Source organism: Falsihalocynthiibacter sp. S25ZX9, from assembly GCF_041205405.1.
GTDB lineage: Bacteria > Pseudomonadota > Alphaproteobacteria > Rhodobacterales > Rhodobacteraceae > Falsihalocynthiibacter > Falsihalocynthiibacter arcticus.
This window is the reverse complement of the sequence record NZ_JBGFCD010000005.1, coordinates 171,321-192,958: the sequence shown is the minus strand read 5'-3', so window position 1 is coordinate 192,958 and position 21,638 is coordinate 171,321. Positions and strand designations below refer to the sequence as shown.

Annotated in this window: 22 protein-coding genes; 12 read left to right on the top strand and 10 right to left on the bottom strand. The window is 55.1% G+C overall.

Annotation, left to right across the window (positions count from 1 at the left end):
- The 4 genes from AB9F29_RS07990 to AB9F29_RS07975 all read left to right on the top strand — a co-directional run bounded on the left by AB9F29_RS07990 (position 1) and on the right by AB9F29_RS07975 (position 3,784).
- On the top strand, positions 1 to 1,329 hold the full coding sequence (locus AB9F29_RS07990) for an amino acid ABC transporter permease (protein ID WP_369755245.1): 1,329 nt from the start codon (positions 1 to 3) through the stop codon (positions 1,327 to 1,329).
- Between the two features lie 22 nt (positions 1,330 to 1,351).
- Positions 1,352 to 2,128: an amino acid ABC transporter ATP-binding protein gene (locus AB9F29_RS07985; protein WP_369755244.1), complete on the top strand. Its 777-nt coding sequence runs from the start codon at positions 1,352 to 1,354 to the stop codon at positions 2,126 to 2,128.
- A 40-nt stretch (positions 2,129 to 2,168) separates the two neighbouring features.
- Entirely contained in the window at positions 2,169 to 2,762 is a 594-nt protein-coding gene (locus tag AB9F29_RS07980; protein WP_369755243.1) for a M15 family metallopeptidase, read from the top strand.
- Positions 2,763 to 2,851: 89 nt separating this feature from the next.
- Entirely contained in the window at positions 2,852 to 3,784 is a 933-nt protein-coding gene (locus AB9F29_RS07975) for a CehA/McbA family metallohydrolase (RefSeq protein ID WP_369755242.1), read from the top strand.
- A 56-nt stretch (positions 3,785 to 3,840) separates the two neighbouring features.
- Here the strand turns inward: AB9F29_RS07975 and AB9F29_RS07970 are convergent, their stop codons facing one another.
- The 10 genes from AB9F29_RS07970 to AB9F29_RS07925 all read right to left on the bottom strand — a co-directional run bounded on the left by AB9F29_RS07970 (position 3,841) and on the right by AB9F29_RS07925 (position 12,488).
- Complete coding sequence (locus AB9F29_RS07970; protein WP_335583649.1) at positions 3,841 to 4,191, bottom strand: RidA family protein; 351 nt, start codon at positions 4,189 to 4,191, stop codon at positions 3,841 to 3,843.
- Positions 4,192 to 4,204: 13 nt separating this feature from the next.
- Positions 4,205 to 5,308, bottom strand: a complete 1,104-nt coding sequence (locus AB9F29_RS07965; protein ID WP_369755241.1) for an NAD(P)/FAD-dependent oxidoreductase — start codon at positions 5,306 to 5,308, stop codon at positions 4,205 to 4,207.
- Positions 5,305 to 6,327, bottom strand: coding sequence for a histone deacetylase family protein (locus tag AB9F29_RS07960; protein WP_369755240.1), 1,023 nt, complete (start codon positions 6,325 to 6,327; stop codon positions 5,305 to 5,307). The genes AB9F29_RS07965 and AB9F29_RS07960 overlap by 4 nt, the downstream gene beginning before the upstream one ends.
- Positions 6,328 to 6,417: 90 nt before the next feature.
- Positions 6,418 to 7,344, bottom strand: coding sequence for a 3-keto-5-aminohexanoate cleavage protein (locus AB9F29_RS07955; RefSeq protein WP_369755239.1), 927 nt, complete (start codon positions 7,342 to 7,344; stop codon positions 6,418 to 6,420).
- A gap of 12 nt (positions 7,345 to 7,356) precedes the next feature.
- Positions 7,357 to 8,697: an aspartate aminotransferase family protein gene (locus AB9F29_RS07950; RefSeq protein ID WP_369755238.1), complete on the bottom strand. Its 1,341-nt coding sequence runs from the start codon at positions 8,695 to 8,697 to the stop codon at positions 7,357 to 7,359.
- A 13-nt stretch (positions 8,698 to 8,710) separates the two neighbouring features.
- On the bottom strand, positions 8,711 to 9,472 hold the full coding sequence (locus AB9F29_RS07945) for an amino acid ABC transporter ATP-binding protein (RefSeq protein WP_369755237.1): 762 nt from the start codon (positions 9,470 to 9,472) through the stop codon (positions 8,711 to 8,713).
- 14 nt (positions 9,473 to 9,486) lie between these two features.
- The gene (locus AB9F29_RS07940) at positions 9,487 to 10,143 is read right to left on the bottom strand and encodes an amino acid ABC transporter permease (RefSeq protein ID WP_039003875.1); all 657 of its coding nucleotides are present in this window, start codon (positions 10,141 to 10,143) and stop codon (positions 9,487 to 9,489) included.
- Positions 10,144 to 10,173: 30 nt separating this feature from the next.
- Positions 10,174 to 10,821, bottom strand: coding sequence for an amino acid ABC transporter permease (locus AB9F29_RS07935; RefSeq protein ID WP_039003874.1), 648 nt, complete (start codon positions 10,819 to 10,821; stop codon positions 10,174 to 10,176).
- Positions 10,822 to 10,838: 17 nt separating this feature from the next.
- Positions 10,839 to 11,630, bottom strand: coding sequence for a creatininase family protein (locus tag AB9F29_RS07930; protein WP_369755236.1), 792 nt, complete (start codon positions 11,628 to 11,630; stop codon positions 10,839 to 10,841).
- Positions 11,631 to 11,699: 69 nt separating this feature from the next.
- Entirely contained in the window at positions 11,700 to 12,488 is a 789-nt protein-coding gene (locus tag AB9F29_RS07925; RefSeq protein WP_236939921.1) for a transporter substrate-binding domain-containing protein, read from the bottom strand.
- Positions 12,489 to 12,628: 140 nt separating this feature from the next.
- Between AB9F29_RS07925 and AB9F29_RS07920 the strand changes: the two genes are divergently transcribed.
- From AB9F29_RS07920 to AB9F29_RS07885, 8 genes are all read left to right on the top strand, one after another.
- The gene (locus AB9F29_RS07920; protein ID WP_039003954.1) at positions 12,629 to 13,588 is read left to right on the top strand and encodes a LysR family transcriptional regulator; all 960 of its coding nucleotides are present in this window, start codon (positions 12,629 to 12,631) and stop codon (positions 13,586 to 13,588) included.
- Between the two features lie 233 nt (positions 13,589 to 13,821).
- On the top strand, positions 13,822 to 15,036 hold the full coding sequence (locus tag AB9F29_RS07915; RefSeq protein WP_369755235.1) for an ROK family protein: 1,215 nt from the start codon (positions 13,822 to 13,824) through the stop codon (positions 15,034 to 15,036).
- Complete coding sequence (locus AB9F29_RS07910) at positions 15,033 to 16,316, top strand: M20 family metallopeptidase (protein WP_369755234.1); 1,284 nt, start codon at positions 15,033 to 15,035, stop codon at positions 16,314 to 16,316. Before AB9F29_RS07915 ends, AB9F29_RS07910 begins: the two co-directional genes overlap by 4 nt.
- Positions 16,313 to 17,365, top strand: a complete 1,053-nt coding sequence (locus AB9F29_RS07905; protein ID WP_335583639.1) for a substrate-binding domain-containing protein — start codon at positions 16,313 to 16,315, stop codon at positions 17,363 to 17,365. The genes AB9F29_RS07910 and AB9F29_RS07905 overlap by 4 nt, the downstream gene beginning before the upstream one ends.
- A 178-nt stretch (positions 17,366 to 17,543) precedes the next feature.
- Entirely contained in the window at positions 17,544 to 18,497 is a 954-nt protein-coding gene (locus tag AB9F29_RS07900; protein WP_369755233.1) for an ABC transporter permease, read from the top strand.
- Between the two features lie 15 nt (positions 18,498 to 18,512).
- Positions 18,513 to 19,721, top strand: a complete 1,209-nt coding sequence (locus AB9F29_RS07895; RefSeq protein ID WP_369755232.1) for an alanine racemase — start codon at positions 18,513 to 18,515, stop codon at positions 19,719 to 19,721.
- The gene (locus AB9F29_RS07890; RefSeq protein WP_335583636.1) at positions 19,721 to 20,461 is read left to right on the top strand and encodes an ATP-binding cassette domain-containing protein; all 741 of its coding nucleotides are present in this window, start codon (positions 19,721 to 19,723) and stop codon (positions 20,459 to 20,461) included. Before AB9F29_RS07895 ends, AB9F29_RS07890 begins: the two co-directional genes overlap by 1 nt.
- Position 20,462: 1 nt before the next feature.
- Complete coding sequence (locus tag AB9F29_RS07885; RefSeq protein WP_369755231.1) at positions 20,463 to 21,497, top strand: SIS domain-containing protein; 1,035 nt, start codon at positions 20,463 to 20,465, stop codon at positions 21,495 to 21,497.
- Positions 21,498 to 21,638: the final 141 nt, after the last annotated feature.

Below are 21,638 nucleotides of genomic sequence, written 5' to 3'. Positions count from 1 at the left end.
ATGGCTATAATTACCCCAACAAAAACGCCAGACAGAGCCGCCCCTCTTGCCGAACGCTCAATAATCGGCTGGATGCACAAAAACCTGTTCAGTTCTTGGTTCAATGCGATTCTGACTGTGGTCACGGCCTACCTTGTTTACATCACGGTCACGGGCCTCTGGACGTGGGGCGTGACGGACGCGACATTTATCGCAGACAGTCGGCGCGAGTGCTTTGAAAATAGCCTTACAGGCGCTTGCTGGGCCGGAGTTATCGACTGGTTCGACAACATCTTTTACGGTCGCTACCCGCGGGAACAGATTTGGCGGATCAATCTCGGAGCAGTTTTGCTTGTCCTGTGGATGGCCCCGTTGTGGATGAGCCGTGTCAAAGGCAAAGTCTTGATCGGCGCCGGAGTGGTTGTGTTTTACCCCTTCCTAGCGGGCTACTTGTTTGCGGGCGGCGAAAAAGGCCTGTTGACCCAGCTCATGGTGAGTGGCGCTATCGTTGCGCTGATCGCGAATACTTCAAACATGCTCATAGGGATAACGACACGCGCCTCCCTAAAAGAGTTTCTGTTGCAAATTCTCGGAAAGGCCAAAGCGCCAGACCGTCCCCAGCGCAATTTATTGCTTTCCTTTTTCCTCCTTGTCTTTGTCGCGGTGTTTATATGGCAAATGCAATGGACGGCGGAAACGGTCAGTTGGACCCAATGGGGTGGGCTATTCCTAACCATGGTGATTGCGGGCATCGGGATCGCCTCGTCCTTGCCCGGAGGGATACTCCTCGCGCTGGGGCGTCGCAGCAAACTTACGGTGGTCCGTGTCCTTTGCACGGGTTTCATCGAAGTCTTTCGCTCTGTGCCGCTGATTAGCGTGTTGTTTATGGCCACAACGATGTTCCCACTGTTCATGCCAGAGGGTTTTGTTCTGAATAAGCTGGTGCAGGTCATCATCGCGGTTGTTCTGTTTAACGCCTGCTATATGGCCGAAACCGTGCGCGCTGGGCTTCAGGCAATCCCGAGTGGGCAATACGAGGCCGCCCATACCGTCGGGCTTGGCTATTGGCGCACAACTGGGCTGGTCATCATGCCTCAAGCGCTCAAGTATATGATTCCCAATATCGTAGGAACCTTTATCAGTTTGCTGAAAGACACCACGTTGGTGTCGATCATCGGATTGTTCGACATCCTTGGGATGTTGCGCTCCATCAGCAAGGACATTCCGTGGCTGGGCCTTCACAAAGAACCCCTGATTTTTGGGGCGATGTTGTTCTTTGTTCTGTGCTTCTCGATGTCAAAATATAGCCGCCATCTGGAAACGAAACTCTCAGCCGGTGACCAGCATTGATCCGCGAGCTAAGGAATTCCCCATGACAAACAAACTTTCTCAGGCTCACCTTAAGTCGGCCGCCTCGACCGAAGTCATCATCGAAATCGCAAAGATGAATAAATGGTACAGCGCGTTTCATGTTCTCAAAGATATCGATTTGACGGTGCATAAGGGCGAGCGGATCGTCGTTTGTGGCCCCTCGGGGTCTGGTAAATCGACGCTTATTCGCTGCATCAATGCGCTCGAAGAGCACCAAGAAGGCGACATCATCGTTGATGGAATCAAACTAGGTAAGAACTTGAAAAACTTAGAACATATCCGCACAGAGGTCGGCATGGTGTTCCAAAATTTCAACCTGTTTCCGCATATGAGCATTCTGGAAAACCTAACCCTTGGGCCGATTTGGACTCGCAAGATGAGCAAGTCTGATGCGATCGAAACTGCGATGACCTATTTGGAGCGGGTTAAAATCCCAGAACAAGCGGATAAATACCCCGGCCAACTGTCCGGTGGACAACAGCAACGCGTCGCGATTGCTCGCAGCCTGTGCATGAATCCAAAGATTATGCTGTTTGACGAACCGACCTCGGCGTTGGATCCGGAAATGATCAAAGAGGTGCTCGATGTGATGGTCGACCTTGCCGATACAGGCATGACGATGATCGTGGTCACGCATGAAATGGGCTTTGCACGGACAATCGCAGACGAAGTGATTTTCATGGACGCAGGCGACATTGTCGAACGCAACAACCCCGAGGCGTTTTTTGAAAATCCCGAACATGAACGCACACAGCAATTTCTGAGCCAGATTTTGTAGCCATTTTACGCCTGAGATGCGGACCAAAGGATCTAACAATATGATCACAGTAACTGAATGCGAAAATCCCGTTGATTTGGTGACATTTGTCGAGACGGACCGCTTGTTCCTAAATCCATTGGAAACGGATGATTGGCGCATAAGACGCGCTGTGCGCGATAAGGTCGTCGCTTGCGCCGAAGCCTTGCCGGACGGGCTGTGCCTCATGGTGTTCGACGCCTTCCGCACCCGCACCCGACAGTGGGAATTGTGGAAACCGGTTCTTGCCAACATTACCCAAAACAACCCCGACTGGAGTGATGCACAGGTCTATACCGAGGCTGCACGTTGGGTTTCTCCACCCGATGGTTTTGGCAGCGGGCATCAAGCAGGGGCGGCCGTTGATGTAAAACTGGCGCGTGGAGATCGCACAGAATTGGAGTTCGGCGGTGCCATGAAAGGGCTCTCGGGGGTGGCTCCGACCAACTGGCCGGTCTCGCCTGAACTCCGTAAAAATCGCGACATGCTTGTGGCGGCGATGGAGGCCACGGGAATGGTGAATTATCCTGATGAATGGTGGCATTTCTCCTATGGCGACCGGTTATGGGCCGAAGTAACCAACCGCACAGAGGCCTTTTACGCACCGATAGAATAACGGATATTTTTTGGTTCAATCCTCTGCTTGAAGGGGGATAGTCCTTTCCCATCCGCGTTGACCACAAATAGACTTTGAAAGCCAAAATCATGCAAACAAGCTTTTTCACAACGCCTGGTCGGTTCCTTCGCGGGAACTTACACACTCATTCCACCGGATCAGACGGCATTCATTCCCCTCAGGAGGTCTGCCGAAGATATCAGGCGCAAGGCTATGATTTCATCGCCTTGACGGACCATTTCGTTGGACTTTTCGATTACCCTATTACGGACACCACAGAGTGTCGCAACGCCGACTTCACGACTCTTATTGGGGCAGAGATGCACACCGGTACGATGGAAAACGGCAATTTGTGGCACCTGTTGGGCATCGGTCTTCCCGCTGATTTTACCGCGCCACATGCACCGCACTTTCAATCGGTGGCTGGGTCGGAAGCCGCGGCAAGCATTGCGCAACGTGCCCGTGACGCTGGCGCATTCGTGGCCATTGCACATCCGCATTGGTCGGGAATGTCAGAGGCCGATGCGCGCTCGATCACGGCGGCCCATGCCGTCGAAGCTTACAATTACGGCTGCGTTGTTGATAATGATCGCGGCGAGGGGTTCTTGATTTTAGAACATCTTTTGAACCAAGGACGTCGCCTTAATCTGATTGCCGCTGATGATGCCCATTTCAACACACCGGATCATTTTGGGGGCTGGGTCATGGTCAAGGCGGAGGAAAATACGCCCGAAGCGCTTTTGACATCTCTAAAGGCGGGCGCATATTATTCAAGCACGGGGCCCGAAATTCACGATATACGCTTCATTGAAGGTGGTGTTGACGTCGATTGCTCTGCGGCAGCGACGATCGTGATTCAAGGAAAAGGCACGTCAACGGCAACCCTGCATGGTCATGAAATGACTGGCGAAACCCTGTCATTGAGCCGCCTGAAAGATTCACCATGGGTTCGCGTCACGGTTATCGATGAAAACGGAAAGCGTGCTTGGTCTAATCCGATTTGGCTCGATGGGGGTGCCTGACTTTAGGGGCAACGGCGTCTCCTCCACGTGAGACGCCGTTGCCTTCGGGTGTGCTCTTAGTTTTGTGCGGCCGTGACGATGAATTCGACCAAATGGTCTGGCGTAGCCAGCTTCGCTTCGCCAGTGGCGCGGGCAGGTGTATGCCCTTCTGGCACCCAAGTATCCCAAACCGCATTCATCGCGGCGAAATCGGACATGTCTGCCAACCAGATGACAACCTGAAGCATGCGCGTTTTATCGGAACCCGCTTCAGCCAAAAGCGTGTCGATTTGCTCGAGACAGGATTTTGTCTGTTGGGCGACATCGTCTGTTGGTTTTCCGACCTGACCAGCCAAATAAACTGTGCCGTTATGGGTAACGATTTGGCTCATTCTTGGGCCGCCATGGTGGCGTGTAATCGTGCTCATTCTAATAGTTCCTTTATGTTGTCCGGAATCGGTCCGGGGAGAGGGCGTCGAGGATGTTATCGTTCATTGGCGACCGAAGTTCTAGGCATTGTGCGGCGCAAATTGTAGCAAGTGCGGGGGCCGTTTGAACGCCGTATCCGCCTTGCCCCGCGAGCCAGAAAAAGCCCTCCGCTGTGGGATCAAAGCCGACAACGGGGGTTCGGTCGGCCACGAAGTTGCGCAAGCCCGCCCAGCTATGAGTAGGGCGTGTGATGGGAATGGTGACGGCCTGCTCAAATCGGTCCAAACCTTCGGCAAGCACCATGTCATCGGGCCACGCGTCGTGTGGTTCTACGGGGTCTTCATCGGCTGGTGAAACAAACAAACACCCCGCGTCGGGTTTAGCATACCAGCTTTCGGATGCCGATGCGAACAGGGGCCAGTTGTCGATTTTGTGCCCGTCGGGCGCTTTTAACAAGACCGCAGAGCGGCGCATTGGCATCAACCCAATTGGGGCCAGTCCCGCCATGCGCGCGACGATATCTGCCCATGCGCCTGCGGCGTTTATAACGATGGGTGCAGACCATGTGCCGTTTTGGGTCGTCACCTGCCAACTGCCCTTGCTGCGGGTGATGCCTGTTACGGGGGCGCCCGTCACGGTTTCGCCGCCGCGGTCGCGCAACAGGCGCGCATAGCCTTGAAGCATGCGATCCACGTCAATATCCTGTGCGTCCCACTCGATTACCGCAGCCGCGATCCGTTCGGGTCTGAGAATGGGCACAAGGGCGACGGCCTCGGCGGCGGTTAAACGTTCAAGGCCCGTCGCTCCCTCGGAGTAGGCCTCCAGCACCGCTGTTTCGCTCTCTTGCGCGATAAGCATTTGGCCGCGTGGGGATAATAAGGAGGTGTCCCACATCTCGCTCGGCGTTTCCAGAACAGGAGCGGAGGCGGCATTCAACGCGCGCAAAACCGCGTTGCCATAGTTGCGGATAAAGATCGCCGCAGAACGACCCGTGGAATGATAGCCAAGCTGTGGCTCGGCCTCAATCAACACAACACGCGCGTCTTTGGCCAACATCGCGGCCGCGCTGGCCCCGGCAATGCCGCCACCGATGACGATGATATCAGGCTGGGTCATTTGTTTTGAAATCCATTCAATATGCTCGTTAGGTTGTGGCCCAACTCGTCGCACAGATAGCCGCCCTCTTGAACAAAGAGCGTCGGGAGATTTAATTCTGCTAGCGCCGCGCCGATGCGTGCAAATCCGGGCGTCGTCACGGCGAACCCCTTGAAGGGATCACCGATATAGGTGTCCAGCCCAAGGGCGATAACCACCACATCTGCCCCAAAGGCGCGCACGCGGGTCAGCGCCGTTTCCAGCGCCGCTAGGAATTCGTCATCATTGGTGCCGCGCGCAAGGGGGATATTGAGGTTGTAGCCCAAGCCCGCTCCCGCGCCGCGTTCGTGGGCATGGCCCCAGAAGAAGGGGTAAAATCGCGCGGGATCAGCGTGGGTTGATACGGTCAAAACATCGTTGCGCTCATAGAAAATGCCCTGTGTGCCATTGCCGTGATGCACATCGATATCCAAAATCGCGGGCCGCATACCCCCAAGGCGCAAGCGTTCCGCCGCGATAGCCGAGTTGTTGAGAAAACAAAATCCGCCCGCGAGATCGCCAAAGGCATGGTGACCGGGGGGGCGCGAAAGCACATAGGTCGCGCGGGCACCGCCCAGCATCGCATCGGCCCCCGTCACTGCGGATTGGGCAGACCAATAAGCGGCCTCCCACGTTCCCGAAGCAATGGGGCAGGAGCCGTCAACCTGATGGAATCCGGACTGACCTTCGGCGGACTCAGGATAGCTGTCGGAGCGGTTAGCGGGGTGGATTTTGGGGATCACCTCGTCGCCTGCGCCGTCAATCTTCTGCCAGCGGTCATAGATGGTTTGCAAGAAGCTCAGGTATTCGGGCGAATGAATTGCCGCAATCGGGCCGAGGCCTGCGTCCTTTGGGGCCTCGAAATCGCAGCCTGCGGCTTGGGCGCCTGCGTGCAGAACTTTGATCCGCTCAGGTTGTTCGGGGTTGGGCGATAGCTTGCCGTTGAGCAGGAAATGCTTTGGATCATGTTTCCATTGGCGCTCGTCAAAGATGGCTTTCATGTCTCGCCTTTCTGGGCGTTTGCCCGAAGTCGTCCAAAATTATTGTTTTCGCGCGTTGCCGCCGATTTTTCGCTAGCGGAGTAGAAGAGCCTAAATGGCCGTTCTATCGCTGCCCTTGAGGGCGAGCATTGCGCGCGCCTCGGTTGGGGTGGCAACCTCGCGCCCAAGGTCTTCGACGATGCGACGGATTTTGCTCACTTGTTCGGCGTTGGTTTTGGCCAATTTTCCGCGCGAAATCATTAGGCTGTCCTCAAGTCCGACGCGTACATGTCCGCCCATCGCCGCCGACATGGTAATCAGGGGCATTTGGTGCCGTCCGGCGGCCAGCACTGAAAAGGTGTAAGTGTCGCCAAACAGTTTGTCGGCAATCCGCTTCATATGGATCAGGTTTTCGGGGTCAGCACCAATTCCACCCAAAACGCCGAACACGAATTGGATGAATAACGGCGCCTTGACCAATCCACGGTCGACAAAGTGGCGCAGCATGTACAAATGGCTGACGTCATAGCATTCAAACTCAAACTGCGCGCCGCGTTCTTGGCCCATTACCGTTAGGACGTGGGCAATGTCACGCGGCGTATTTTTGAACACCAGATCGTCGGAGTTTTCCAGAAAGGGTTTTTCCCAAGCGAACTTCCAGTCGGTGATCCGCGCGGCTGCCGGATACAACGCGAAATTCATCGAGCCCATGTTGAGCGAACACATCTCTGGTTCTGCTGCGAGGGGGGCTGCGAGGCGTTCGTCCAGCGTCATATTCGCATTGCCACCGGTCGTGATGTTCAAAACCGCGTCGCAGTTTTGCTTGAGGCGGGTCAGAAATGGGCGAAAGTGTGCGGGCTGTGCAGACGGGCGCCCGTCTTCTGGGTCGCGGGCATGAAGATGCAAAATCGCCGCCCCTGCCTCGGCCGCTTCCATAGAATGTTCGGTGATCTCGTCAGCCGTGATTGGCAAATAGGGCGACATGGAAGGCGTGTGGATGGAGCCTGTGATGGCACAGGTGATAATGATTTTTGACATTTGGACTTTCCTTTATGACGTTGGATCGACTGAATTGGGCATCTCTGCCATCAACTGTTGCATCGATTGATCCAGTATATCGGTAATTTCATCGAGTTGCGGTTCGGTCACGATCATTGGGGGGCAGACAAGGAAATGATCGCCCGCAATACCGCCACGGGTGCGGCGGGAATAGATGATCAAACCCTTGTCATAGGCGATATCTACCAGTCGGCTGTGGGCATTAAATGCGGCGGGCAGGGGCTCTTTGGTGGCGCGATCCGCCATCAGTTCAAACGCCAGCAGCAACCCTTTTCCGCGCACATCGCCAATGACGGGATAGCGTTGCATCATCGCCTCAAGGCGGGTTTTAAGTGCGTCGCCCATTTGTGCCGCATTCTCGGTCAAGCTGTGCAGTTCGATTTCGTTCAAAACGGCCAGTCCTGCGGCGCAGGCCAAAGGGTTTCCGGCGTAGGTATAGCCGTGGATAAAACCGCCGCCATTCATCACCGCCTCAACGATGTCATTGCGCGCGATCATCGCGCCAAGGGGCACGTATCCCGCGCCAAATCCTTTGGAGAGGGCAATGATATCGGGCGTTACGTCCCAGTGATCCGCGCCAAAAAAGCGCCCCGTGCGCCCGCCGCCCGTCATCACTTCGTCGTGGATGAGCAAGACGCCGTATTGGTCGCAAATCTGGCGGATGCGTTGCATATAACCTGCAGGCGGCACCAAGGCGCCGGTTGACGCGCCGCCGATGGGTTCGACGATAAAGGCAAGAATTGTCGCGGGGCCTTCCTCAAGGATTTTGGCCTCCAACATATTGGCATAATGCAGCCCAGTTGCCGTATCCGTAGGATCGAGCCCGTCAAGATAGGCGCGGGGCGCGGGGATTTTCGGCATCGCATGCATCATCGGATCAAACGGCGCGGTCATTGGCGCATAGCCCGTAATCGCGAGCGCCCCAAGTGTGGAGCCATGATAGCTCGGATAGCGCGAAATAACCTTTGTGCGCTGCGCCTGCCGTTGAGTGAGCGCATATTGGCGCGCCAGTTTCAGCGTGCTTTCTACAGCTTCTGAGCCGCCCGAAACAAAGAAAACGCGGTCCAGCCCTTTGGGGGTCAGGCTCGCGACCTTATCCGCCAATGCTTCGCTGGCGTCGGTTTGGAAATGCAGTCTGTAGCCGAAGGTGGATTTGTCCATTTGCGCCCGCATCGCCGCCAGAACCGCAGGGTTTGAATGCCCAATGTTGCTGACCATCGCACCCGATGAGCCATCGATATAACGCTTGCCGGAGGTGTCCCACATATAGATGCCTTCGGCGCGGGCGAGCGTGGGGCGGGGCGCTTTGGTCTGATAGAACAGATTGCTCATGTGGGGCCTGCCTTCAACGACTAAGGTGTTTGCGGAGAAAATTGCGGGTGCGCTCATGTTCGGGGTTTTTAAATATCACCGAGGGAGGGCCTTCTTCGACCACCACCCCTTGGTCCATAAACAACACGCGATCACAAACCGAGGCCGCGAAATCCATTTCATGGGTCACGATGATCATGGTCATGTGCTCTTCGGCCAGTTGCTTCATCACCAGATTGACCTCTTCGACCAGTTCAGGGTCAAGCGCCGAAGTCGCCTCGTCAAACAGCATCACCTTGGGTTGCATCGCCAAAGCCCGCGCAATCGCCACGCGCTGTTTTTGACCGCCAGAAAGCCGTGAGGGGTACTCGTCGATTTTTTCCAACAGGCCGACTTTGGCAAGCTGTTCTTCGGCAAGCTTGTTGGCCTCCTCCAGCGATAGCCCTTTGAGCATACGCGGAGCGAGCGTGATGTTGCCTCGCACAGTAAGATGCGGGAACAGGTTGAAGTGTTGGAAAACCATGCCGATATTCTGGCGTACTTGATTGACGTGGGCCTCATATTGGCGATGGGGCAGCTTCTTGTTGATTTGCACATCCTCAAGCCAGACTTCGCCCGACGAGAGCGGATCAAGTTCGTTGATCGCGCGCAGCAACGTCGACTTCCCAGACCCCGAAGGACCGATAATGGCGACGATCTGGCCGCGCTCAACCGTGAGGTTGATATCCTTGAGCACCTCAAGTTTGCCGTAGCTTTTGGCCGCGTTTTTAATGGTGACGAAGGCTTGTTTGGTCATCGGACTCTCCTGTCTCAGCGCGAAGCGGCGATGCGGCGTTCAAGGCGGCGCAATCCCGCCTCTAACGCGAGGTTAATAATGTAGTAGCAAAAAGCCGCTGCGAGGTAGAATTCGAACGGGCGGTAGGTGCGGCTGATGGCCTGTTGAGCCGCAAGCGTGAGTTCCATAACCCCGATCACCGACACCAGTGCCGAGTCCTTCAGAAGCGCGATCATGTTGTTGCCCATCGGTGGGATGACGGCGTGTACCGCTTGCGGAATCACGACACGGCGCAGGGTCTGGCCGCGCGATAGGCCAAGGGTGCGCGCGCCTTCATATTGGCCCTTGTCCACCGCGAGGATCGAAACCTGTATCAATTCGGAATTATAGACGGCAAAGTGCAGCCCCAACCCGATGACCCCAGCCAAGAAAGCGGGCAGGTCGATGCCGACCTGGATCAGGCCGAAATAGATCAAGAACAGTTGCAGCAAAAGTGGCGTGCCCATGAAGAGCCACACGAAGGCGCGGACGGGCAGGCGCAGGGTCCAATGGCTGTAGAGGGCGATAACGGCAAAAACGATGCCGCCGACAAAGCTGAGGATGCCTGCACAAATGGTGATCGCGACGGTCCAACCAGCCCCCATTAGGAGCAAGCCGAAGTAGCTGGGTACGACTGAAAAATCAAGCCCCATGACGGCCTCCTGTTATTGTGTTTACGCTACTCATACGATCTGCGCCCGACGGTCGAGCCAGTTGATGCCCTGACCGACCACATAGATAATCACCATATAAAGAAGGCCAGAAAGGAAGAACATCTCGAAGGGTTTGTAGGTGGAGCCGATGAAGCGTTGCGCGGTATAGGTCAGCTCGATCACCGAAATTGGGGCTACCAGCGCGGTGCCTTTGATGAGCGCGTTGATGTTTACACCCAGTGGGCGGATCATCATGCGCGCGGCCTGTGGCAAGATGATTTTGCGCATCGTTTCGCTGCGGCTCATGCCCAAGGTGCGCGCGGCCTCGGTCTGGCCCTTGTCGACGGATACGATGGCGCCGCGGATGGTTTCGGTCATATAGGCGCCGATGTTGACCCCCAGCGCGATGGTGCCGGCCGCAAATGAGTCAAGCTGAATGCCGATCTGGGGGCCACCAAAATAGAGGATGAAAATTTGGATGAGGGCAGGGGTGCCGCGAAAGACGCTGACGTAGGCCGCCGCGATCCAGCGTAGCACAGCCAGTCGCGACAGGCGCGCAGCCGCGCCAAAAGCTCCGCAAGTGAGGCCCAGAAGGGCTGTCAGGATTGAAAGTTCTATCGTGACCAGCGCCGCTTCGAGGAAGAACGGGTAGACACGCAGGATGAGGTCGATGTCCAAATCTTTAGCCTTTCAACTCAGTGATGGTCTTGACGCGGCAGGATCGGCAACGCACGAATTTCGCGGATTAAGGCTGTGGTTTCCTCAATCGCCGCGTCCAGAAAACGCTTGCCCGTCTCGGGGGTGGCGACGGTCGGGTCGCCCATGGTGCCGTCTGGCGACACTTCGGACCACCAGCGCATTAACATCGCCCCGCCGCCAGTTCCGGCAAGATCGAGGTTAAAGAATTTACTGTCGGGATTGTGCAGGTTTTGCGGCACCGATTTTTCGATATGCACACGCTCCGGATGCAAATGCATGTACATCGCGGCCTCAAATTCACCCGCATGGGCAATTCCGCCAATTTCGGACTTGCGCACCTCGTTGATCCGCGCCGACATAAGGTTCCAGTAGGAAGCCGAGACACAGATAATCCCCGTTTCGATCACCGTTTTGCGCGCGGCAAGGTCCAGAACCGAATGGTTCGAGCCATGCGAATTCAGTAGCAGGATACGGCGAAACCCGTGATGAGCCAGCGATTTTGTGATGTCGCAAACGAAGGCGATCAGGGTTTCGGGCTGAATCCAGATAACACCGGGGAAATCTTTGTGATGCTCGTTAAACCCGTAAGCCACGGGCGGCATGACGAAAACCTCGTCCGGCGCGGCTTTGGCGACTCCTTCGGCCACGGCCATGCCCAGCACCGTATCGGTATCAAGCGGCATGTGGGGGCCGTGATCCTCAGTCGCTGATACATTGAGGATAACCACGCGATCCTTGTCGGCATCGCGCACGTCTTCCCACGTCAAATGGCCGTAAGTCGTTGTCACGAAAGCAGTCCTCGAAGCAGGGAAAAGGGCCTGCCGGAATTGACCGGCAGGCTGGTTGATACTTTGGGTTTAGCGAATGTCGCCGCCGACCCATTCTTCGGCAATCGCGAGGTAAGTGCCGTCTGCCATCATCTCGTCCAGCGCTTTTTGCATGGCGGCGGCGAGGTCTGGGTTGCCTTCACGGATCGCGATACCCGCGCCAATTGGTTCGGCATCTGGATCGTTGATGGTTGCCAGATCATACTGACCGGCCTTCATCGCGAGCATAACTGGAATAGAGTCATTCACGATGGCGTCCACACGGCCATTGTCCAGCTCAAGAAGCAATTCGGGTAAGCCTTTGTAAGTATTTATGTTATAGCCTTGATCGCGGGCCCATTGCTCATGTGTCTCGCCGAGCGTTACGCCGACTTTCGCATCATCCAAATCTGCGACAGTGGTGATGTCGGAACCTGATTTGGTAAAGATCGCCCGTTTGGTGCTGTAATAGGGACCGACAAAATCGATCACTTTGTCGCGCTCTTCGGTGATCGACATGGAGCCGACGACTGCGTCGTATTTGCTGGCAAGAAGGCCGCCAATGATGCCATCCCATGCGGTTGTAATGATCTCAACTTCAAGCCCCATGCGCTTGGCGATTTCAGTGCCGATCGCGGGGTCAAAGCCAACCACTTCGTTTTGTTCGTTTACAAAGTTGAACGGTGGATACTGGCCGCTCATTGCAATCTTGAGCGTACCGCGTTCTTGAATATCGGCAAGTTCATCCGCGCTCGCTGCCAACGGCGCAAAGCTTAAACCCATCAGTGCGACTGATCCCATCAAGACGTTCCGGCGCAGAATGTTCAGTGTATTCATCATTCCTGTTCTCCCTGTTGTTTTTGTGCCTCTTGTTCCTGTGCCCGAGGGGCCGCAGTTGAAAGGCGTTATGAAACACAGGTTGCGCCGTACCGTCGCATAGAGCAAATAGATAATTCCAATTCCTAAAATAGATGGCTTCTATGATTAAATTAAATGCACAACGCTTTCCTTGGAACTTGGATTGGAATTTGCTGCGGACTTTCATGGTCGTCGTGGATGAGGGGGGAATCACACCTGCGGCACATTTTCTGGGCTTGAAGCAGCCGACGATCAGTGCGGCACTGAAACGACTCGAGGATATTGTTGGGCGCAAACTGGTGAACCGCTCGCCCCGACATTTCAGCGTTACGCCTTTGGGCGAAGTCCTTTACGCGGAGGCCAGTTCGATTTTTGGTGCGGTTTCGCAATTGCCGGATTTGATGAGCAGCCTTGATGATGAAGTGACGGGCCAGATCAGTATCGCGGTGGCAAGCCACGTTGTTTCCCCGCATTTTGACGCCGTTCTAGCGCGGTTTAACGAGCTTTATCCGCGTGTGAGTTACACAATTTCGACCATGGGCAGCGCCGATGTGATGACCCACCTTCAGCAAAATCGCGTCACTTTTGGCGTTTGCCTGTTTTATGAGCAGCCTGCGGGTCTGGAGGCGCGCCACCTCTACCGTGAATATTTCGGATTGTTCTGTGGTCCGCGGCATCGCCTCTATGGCCGCGACGATATCGACCCATCCGAGCTTAAAAACGAAGATGCGGTGTCTTTTCACACCGATGAAATCGACGGTCCCCTGTCTGGCGTTGCTCATCTGCGACGGCGGTTGGGCATGCGCGCCGATCCCAAAGGGCTATCGTCCAACCTGCCAGAAGTCCGCCGTATGATCGTCGCCAATATCGGAATTGGAACCCTGCCAGTACATGTGGCCCGCAAGGATGTGGAATCAGGTCTGCTTTGGCAGGTGCCCCCGTTTAAATCGTTGCCCGCCGTGGATATTCATATGCTGACCAACGCCAAACGCAGCATGAATCGCGCAGAAAAGATCCTTCTTGAGATGATTAATGCCGAATTTGATTCCCTGCCGTTGGAAGACCGCACGTATAGCGCATAGTCATGTGACAAAGAGTGTAGCGTGCTTCAACACACGTGCCGGTGTTGTTTGGATTTATGGAAAGCGTTGAAAAGGTTTGGTTTGTCAGCCGCCATCAATGTGAAAAATGATGTCTTAGCCTCGCTGAGACGCGTTCAAATTGGTCAGTCCTTCCCCAAATTATCCAAAAAAACGTTGACATAAATTTCGAATTCCTATTAGTTCGGTATCTAGACGAACTAATAGGATGCGCCATGATTGATCCAACAAATATTTCCCGAAGGATGACTTTGAGTTCAGTTGTGCAGGCAATTACGACTTATGGGCCTATTTCGCGGGCGAGTGTCGCAAAGATGACGGGCCTGTCTAAGCAGACGGTTTCCGAAGTTGTTGCCTCGCTTGAAGAGGACGGATGGGTACAAACCGTTGGTCGCACTGAGGGAAACATCGGGCGTCGGGCAGTTGTCTATGAAATCGTTCCCGAAGCGGCCTTGGTGGCCAGCGTCGATCTTGGAGGGACGAAGGTTCGCGTCGCGCTTTGCAATCTTTCTGGCGCGGTTGTTTCTGAAATCATGGAACCCACAGTGCAGACTGGCGGGAAGGATGTCGTTGCCCAGATTGGCCGAATTATTCATAAATCGGCGTCGGATTTGGACATTAGCACCGATAAAATCCGCGTTGCCGTCGTTGGCGTTCCCGGCGTTTTGGATTCGGCGAGTGGAAACATCAATATGGCGCCCAACATTGCGGGGATCGACGCTATCGATTTTCCGACTTTGATGCAGGAGAGCCTCGGGATCGAGGTGCTGGTGGAAAACGATGTGAACCTCGCCGCGTTAGGGGAGCACTGGATGACGCATCAGGGAGAAAAGGACGACTTGGTCTTTTTGTCGATTGGAACGGGCATCGGTGCTGGCCTTGTTATTGGCGGGCAGTTGGTGCGTGGCGCAACGGGTGCGGCGGGCGAAATCGGGTATCTGCCCTTTGGTGCCGATCCATATGAAGCCGAAAGCCTGACGGTTGGCGCGCTGGAACGCATGACCGCAACCAACGCTATCAAAGGCCACTATTTAGAATTAACGGGCGTCCAGAAATCCGTCCCTGAGGTGTTTGATGCCGCACTGGCTGGGGATGCCGTCGCGCAAAAAGTGTTGGCCCAAGCGGCACGTTATATTGGGCGGGCGATTGCGGCAATCGCCGCCGTGGTAGACCCCGCATGTGTCGTTATCGGCGGTTCCATTGGCGCGCGCCACGAATTCACTAAGCTGATTGAACCTGAAATTCGCAAGTGTTTCCCAAGACAGATTCCGATTGAAGTCTCCGCCCTTGGAAATCACGCGGCGCTCGCTGGCGGCACGTCCATCGCGCTGTCCCGGCTGCATGTTGCATTATTTTCTGGAGGGCTTCCGGGCGCGAAAATTATCATCCCTGCACCGCAACTGAAGACCTATCAGGAGGACGTCGCATGAGTGATTTTGATTTGATTGCCAAGCTTGAGGCCCGGCAAGATGCGCGTACCGACATTGAACTGCTTCGCGGGGCCATCGGCTGCGAAAGTGTCACCGGCAATGAGGGCCGTTTTGTCGACTTCCTGATGTCAGAGATGACACGGATAGGGTTGAAGCCTGCTTCGGGCGATTTCCTACCTGATCGTCCGAACACTTGGGGCGCTCGGGTGGGGACCACAGATGGCCCTAATCTTATGTTCGTCGGGCACACCGATACTGTTCATGTGCGCGGTTGGGCCGAACACTGGAAAGGGCAGCCCCAAGAAGACCCTTTTTCCGCCCCCGTTATCGACAACGAAATCTGGGGCCGAGGTGCCTGTGACCTTAAGGCAGGCATCTGTTCTGCCCTCGCGGCCTTACGACTCCTTGATACTGTTGGCGTGCAATTGGCGGGCACCGTTTCCTTCGCGTTTATTGGCGATGAGGAGAGTGGCGAGCCAAACACGGGCGTTAGTGCTGGCGCAAAAGATTTGGTGAAACGCATCGTCACAGGAGAAATCGCTAAACCCGACTTCGCCGTCTATGTTGAGCCGACAAAATTGGATGTTTACACCGCGCAGATCGGGTTTTTCATCGCGGAGATTTCGATCACAGGGAAGTCCGCCTATTTTGGAACGCCACAAGACGGGGTCGACGCGCTAAAGGCAACACACCAACTTCTCACCGCACTTTGGCAGCATGCCGAGGAGCTTGCCCAAGGTCCAACTCATCCTTTGGTCGGTGCTTCCGACATCTTGGTGACGAAAATCAACGGCGGCGGCTATATTGCTGTCCCTGGCGAATGTGAGCTTTCGTTGATCCGAAAACTGCGCCCCGGCGAGAACCTCGACGAAGCGGTAGCGCAATTTGAAGCGGTCGTGAAGGGTGTCGCGTTCGACGACGGTATCTCTTTCGATATCAACTATCCCGCTGGGCGCGATCACCGTTTTGGCGGGTCGCCCGTTGAGATCGACCCCGACCATCCCGCAGCAAAATCTCTCGCCAAATGCGTCACAGAGGTAAGGGGGGCCACGGCTGAAATCGGCGGAGCGCCTTACTGGTCGGAAAGCCCGTTCCTCGTGAATGAAATCGGCTGTCCAACCGTTTATTGCGCCCCCGGCGACATCAGTATTGCCCACACTTTTGAGGAACGCGTCGCGGTGAGCGAGTATCTTGCGGGTGTCCGAGCCTTTGCACTTTTTATCGCACGCTTCTGTGGAACGAAAACTGAGTCAACGAATTTAAATGGAGGAAACCAATGAAACACTTACTAAAAAACGTCCTGTCTGGCGCAGCTTTTGCTCTGGCAGCACTTCCCGTCGCCGCCCAAACAGTGGGTCCCCAAGGCGAAGCCGCAACCCCGTCATCGGCGATTGTGGTTCCAGACACCAGCGCAGAGGCGGTCCGCGCGGGCGCGTATACGGCCGCGCTTCTCTGGCATGACCAGTCGGATTTCGTAAACGCGGTAACGGCAGGCGCGACCGATGAATTCACGCGCTTTGGCATTACGGTTGTTGCGACGACAAGCGCCGGTTTTGATGCCGCGAAACAGCGGAGCGACATCGAAACTGCCCTCGTAAAAGCGCCGGATATCATTCTGTCCCTCCCCCTAGATCCCGTCACATCGGCGGCCGCCTTCCAAGAGGCCAAGGAAGAGGGTGTGAAACTTGTGTTCTTGTCCAATCTACCTTCGGGCTATGAGCATCCCGCCGACTACGCGGCGATCGCAACGGATGATTTGTTCCAAATGGGCAAGCAAGCAGCAGACGCACTTGCCGCCGCGATGGGAAATGAAGGCACTGTTGGCTGGATTTTCCACGACGCGGAATATTATGTAACAAATCAACGGGATAACGCGTTTAAGGCGACGATCGAAAACGACTACCCGAATATCTCGATCATTGCCGAACAGGGGATCAGCGATCCCGCGCGCGCAGAAGATATAGCGAACGCAATGTTGCTTCGTAATCCCGACATTGGCGGTATCTATGTCACTTGGGCGGGACCAGCCGAGGGTGTTTTGGCGTCGCTTCGGGCCAACGGAAATTCAACCACTAAAATCGTCACCCTAGATTTGTCCGAGCCGATTGCATTGGACATGGTCCGTGGTGGGAACGTGGCTGCGATTATTGCGGATGAGGCCTATGAACTTGGCCGTGTGATGGCTGCTGCGGCCATTCTTGACCTGCTGGATCAAGACGTACCACCGTTTATCGTGGCCCCAGCAGTCACTGTGACGGCCGACAATGTCGCCGAAGGTTGGATGAAATCCTTGCATATCGAAGCGCCAGAAAGCCTGAGCGCAAACTAAAATAAAACGGGCGGCCCAGTCTTTATTGGGCCGTCGACCGCTTCGCCTAGCGGCGAACGAGATACCCCCAACAGGAATCCACAAGTGAAGTCGGCTTGAAATTAAGCTGGCAACACTTCACGCGAAATCATCGTTTGGTGCCTTCGACCCAATGTCAAATCTCATCTGGAAGGCTGATATGACACATATAAAATCCCGACTAAACGGCGCTGACTTCCAGCAAATGGTTGTCTACTTCGGATTTGTTGCAATCTTCATTTTCTTTGCGCTTACCCTGCATGACGACGGGTTTCTAACCCAACGGAACCTAACGAATATTTTGCTGCAGACCGCGCCTGCGACGATTATGGCAATTGGCCTTGTCTTTGCCTTATCCGCTGGCGAAATTGACTTGAGTTTTGGATCCATTGTTGCGGTGTCGGCATTATCCGCAGCGGTCGCGATGCAAAGTTTCGGCATGGCCGTCGGTGTGATTGCGGGCTTGGGGGCGGGTATCCTCATCGGCGCTTTGAATGGCGCCCTCGTGGCCTATCTTAAGCTCCCGTCCTTTCTGGTGACTTTGGCGACGATGGGTCTCTTTGCGGGGATTGCGCGGTCTATGACCAATCTGCGCTCGATCCCCGTTTTGAACGAAACATTCACGGGTATCTTCGGGTCTGGCAAGCTCTTTTCGATCCCCTCACTGGTAATCTGGACAGTCATTGCCGTGGGTGTTGGACATCTGGTCTATCGCAATACGCGCTTTGGCGCACATGTATTGGCGACGGGTGATAATCCACGCGCAGCCCAAGTTTCCGGCATCAAAGTTCCCCGCATCCGCTTCTATGTTCTGACCATTTGTGGCGCGACAGCTGGCTTGGCTGGGTTGCTCTATGCGGGTCGCCTGCAAGCGGCGAAATACACGCTTGGTGAAAGTGATCTGATGACAGTCATTGCGGCGGTCATCGTTGGCGGCACCGCCCTCAAAGGCGGCAAAGGCTCCGTCATTGGCGCGCTCGTAGGCTCGCTGATGATGGGGATGCTGAACAACGGACTCATCCTGATGAATCTCGAAGTTTCCAATCAAATGATTGTTCGAGGACTAATTATTCTCCTTGCCGTAGCGGTATCTCTCCGCGACAGCAGCCGATAAGCGAGGACCTAAAAGATGTTCCTAGACGTACTTCTACGAAGAAATCCGCAGTTCATTGAGGCCGCGATGGCCTTGCATCAATCGGGCGCGATCCCGCCAAACTCTTATGTTCTCGATCTTGATGCAATCGAAAGCAACGCAAGATTATTCGTGGCGACCGCCAATGCGCTGGGCCTCAAAACATTTGCCATGACCAAGCAGGTTGGCCGTCATTCGGGGTTCTGTGAGGCGATTATGCGTGGGGGGATTGACCGCTCCGTTGCCGTTGACATGGATTGTGCCGTTGCCTGCCATCGGGCGGGTCTCAAAACGGGCCACCTCGGTCATCTCGTGCAAGTGCCACAGCGTGACGCCGAGTTTGCCGCCGCTAAATTGCAGCCCGATTATTGGACGGTGTTCAGCCAAGATAAGGCCCGCGAGGCGGCAAATGCAGCGGTTAAGGCAGGACGGGTGCAAAACTTGATGGCGCGTATTCAAACAGAAGGGGATACGTTTTATCGTGGCCACGAAGGTGGGTTTGCCGCCTCAGATATTTGTAATGTCGCAGATCAAATTGACGCGATGGAAGGGGCAGCATTTGCAGGGATTACCACATTTCCTGCGCTCCTGTTTGATCGAGAAAGCCGCAAAGTCAAAACAACTCCGAATTTGGCAACTCTTGCGCGCGCTTCCGAAGCGCTGGCGGCGGCGGGGCGTTCCGACATTGAAATAAACGCCCCTGGCACCAATTCCACGGTGATGCTGGCCGCACTGGCCGAGGCGGGCGCGACCCAATGTGAACCCGGAAATGCGCTGCATGGCACGACGCCGCTGCACGCGGTTGAGGATTTGCCCGAAAACCCCGCCGTGCTTTATCTTAGCGAGGTCTCGCACCATCACGGCGGCAATGCGTTCTGCTTCGGCGGCGGTCTTTATATTGATCCGGTGTTCCCGAAATATGATGTTCAGGCCATCGTTTCTTCGGAACCGACAAGCGCACGCAAGGCCTTGGCCAGTGTCGAAATTCCCGATTATTCCGCCATCGACTATTACGGGATGATTGACGCCACTGGACCCGTAAAACCAAAAACAGGCGATACGGTCGTGTTCGGATTTAGGGGGCAGGCCTTCGTTACGCGCGCAAATATCGTAGGTGTTTCTGGCATCTCAACAGGCACCCCCAAAGTCACGACAATAGAAAACATTTTCGGCGAGGTCACTGGTTGGCCAGAAAGGGCTCTCTAATGGCATCCGATACAAAAGTTCTCTCCCTCAAAAACATTCACAAATCCTTTGGCGGTGTCGTGGCAATTCAGGATTTCTCGCTTGACCTTGAAGCAGGCGAGATCGTGGCCCTTGTTGGCGATAATGGTGCGGGGAAATCCACGCTGATTAAGATCGTGTCGGGTGTTTACAGCCCGACATCCGGCGAAATTTCTCTGGACGGCACGCCCACAAGTTTTAGCGACGCAAGCTCCGCGCGGGCCAAGGGGATCGAAGTGGTCTATCAAGACCTCGCCTTGGCCGACCAACAGCCCGTTTATATGAATATGTTTCTGGGGCGGGAGCTAACCAAGCCCCCTTTCGGCCTCCTAGACAAAGCGCGTATGTTGCGAGAGTCACAGGATCTTGTCGACGAACTTGATGTCCGTATCCCATCGGCAGGCTCAACAATCAGCGAACTAAGTGGCGGGCAACGCCAAGGGATCGCGATTGCGCGTGCGACGGCGTGGGCAAGTAAACTCATCTTGTTGGACGAGCCGACAGCCGCGCTCGGGGTGGCGGAAACCGCGCGGGTAGAAGAACAAATCGCCGCGCTCAAAGCCAAGAACCTCGCAATCCTCATCATCAGTCACAGCTTGGATCAGGTCTTTCGCCTGTCCGATCGCATTTGTGTTTTACGTCGGGGCGAGCAAATCGGCATCCGCGAAACAGCCAAGACAGACAAGAACGAAATCGTTTCTATGATCACCGGAGTAGCGTGAGATGAATAAGCCAATCGAGACAATTATGGCCGGTGAAATCCGTGAAATTCCAGATGTGATCGCCCGTCAGATCAATGAAGGCCTCGCAGGGTACATGGAGGCTGGGCGCAAGGCTGCGGCGTCTAATCCGGTGGGGTTTGTGACCTGCGCGCGCGGTACTTCGGATCACGCGGCGACGTTCTTCAAATATGTGATGGAGATTCAAACGGGTTTGCCTGTTGCGTCCATTGGCCCTTCGGTTGCGTCCATTTACGAGACCCCGTTGAAGTTGGATAATTTTATCTGCCTGTCCATTTCGCAATCGGGTGGCAGCCCTGACCTTGTCGCTTTGCAAGAGGCCGCCAAAAAGGGCGGAGCAAGCACATTGGCAATTCTCAATGAGGTGAACAGCCCCCTTGGGCATGGCACGCAAACCGTGTTGCCAGTGTTCGCAGGGCCAGAGAAGGCGGTCGCGGCGACTAAATCATTCGTGAGCAGTTTGTTTGCGATTTTGGGTTTCGTTGCGGGCTTTACACAAGACAAAGACCTTGAAAAAGCCTTGCGCGGCCTTCCTGACGTACTGCGCGCCGCGCTAACCTGCGATTGGTCAAAAGCTGAACTGGCCCTCGCAAGGGCTAGATCGGTTTTCACGGTTGGCCGTGGTCCTGGACTGGCCGTTGCTGCCGAAGCGGCACTGAAGTTAAAGGAAACCTGCCGCATCCACGCTGAAGTTTTTTCCTCGGCAGAGGTGCTGCATGGCCCCGTCGTCCTCGCAGACCAAAAATTTGCCGCTCTGTTATTTGATCCTGAGGATCGTTCTCGCAGTTCCGTTGAAGCGGCGGCCAAAGCTATGCGTGAAAAAGGCGCAGCCGCGTTCTCGATTTCTTCTTCTATGGGCCCAAAAATGAATCTGCCTGTTCCAGTAGTGACCAATCCCCTCGTACTTCCGTTGATACAGATTACTGCATTCTACAGTTTTGTTGAGGTTTTGGCGCAAAATCTGGGCGAAAACGCCGATGCTCCCGTGGGGCTCAATAAAGTGACTGTCACCATGTGACCTTTGGGCATGTATAATCCGCGCGCAATTTGGGGCAGTAATATTGGCCTAATGTAGAAGAGTTCGATTTAGTCTGACAGCACTCTTGGAAAGTCCTCGTCACCACCATAAGGTGGTGCAATCAAAAATGGACCTATGGGA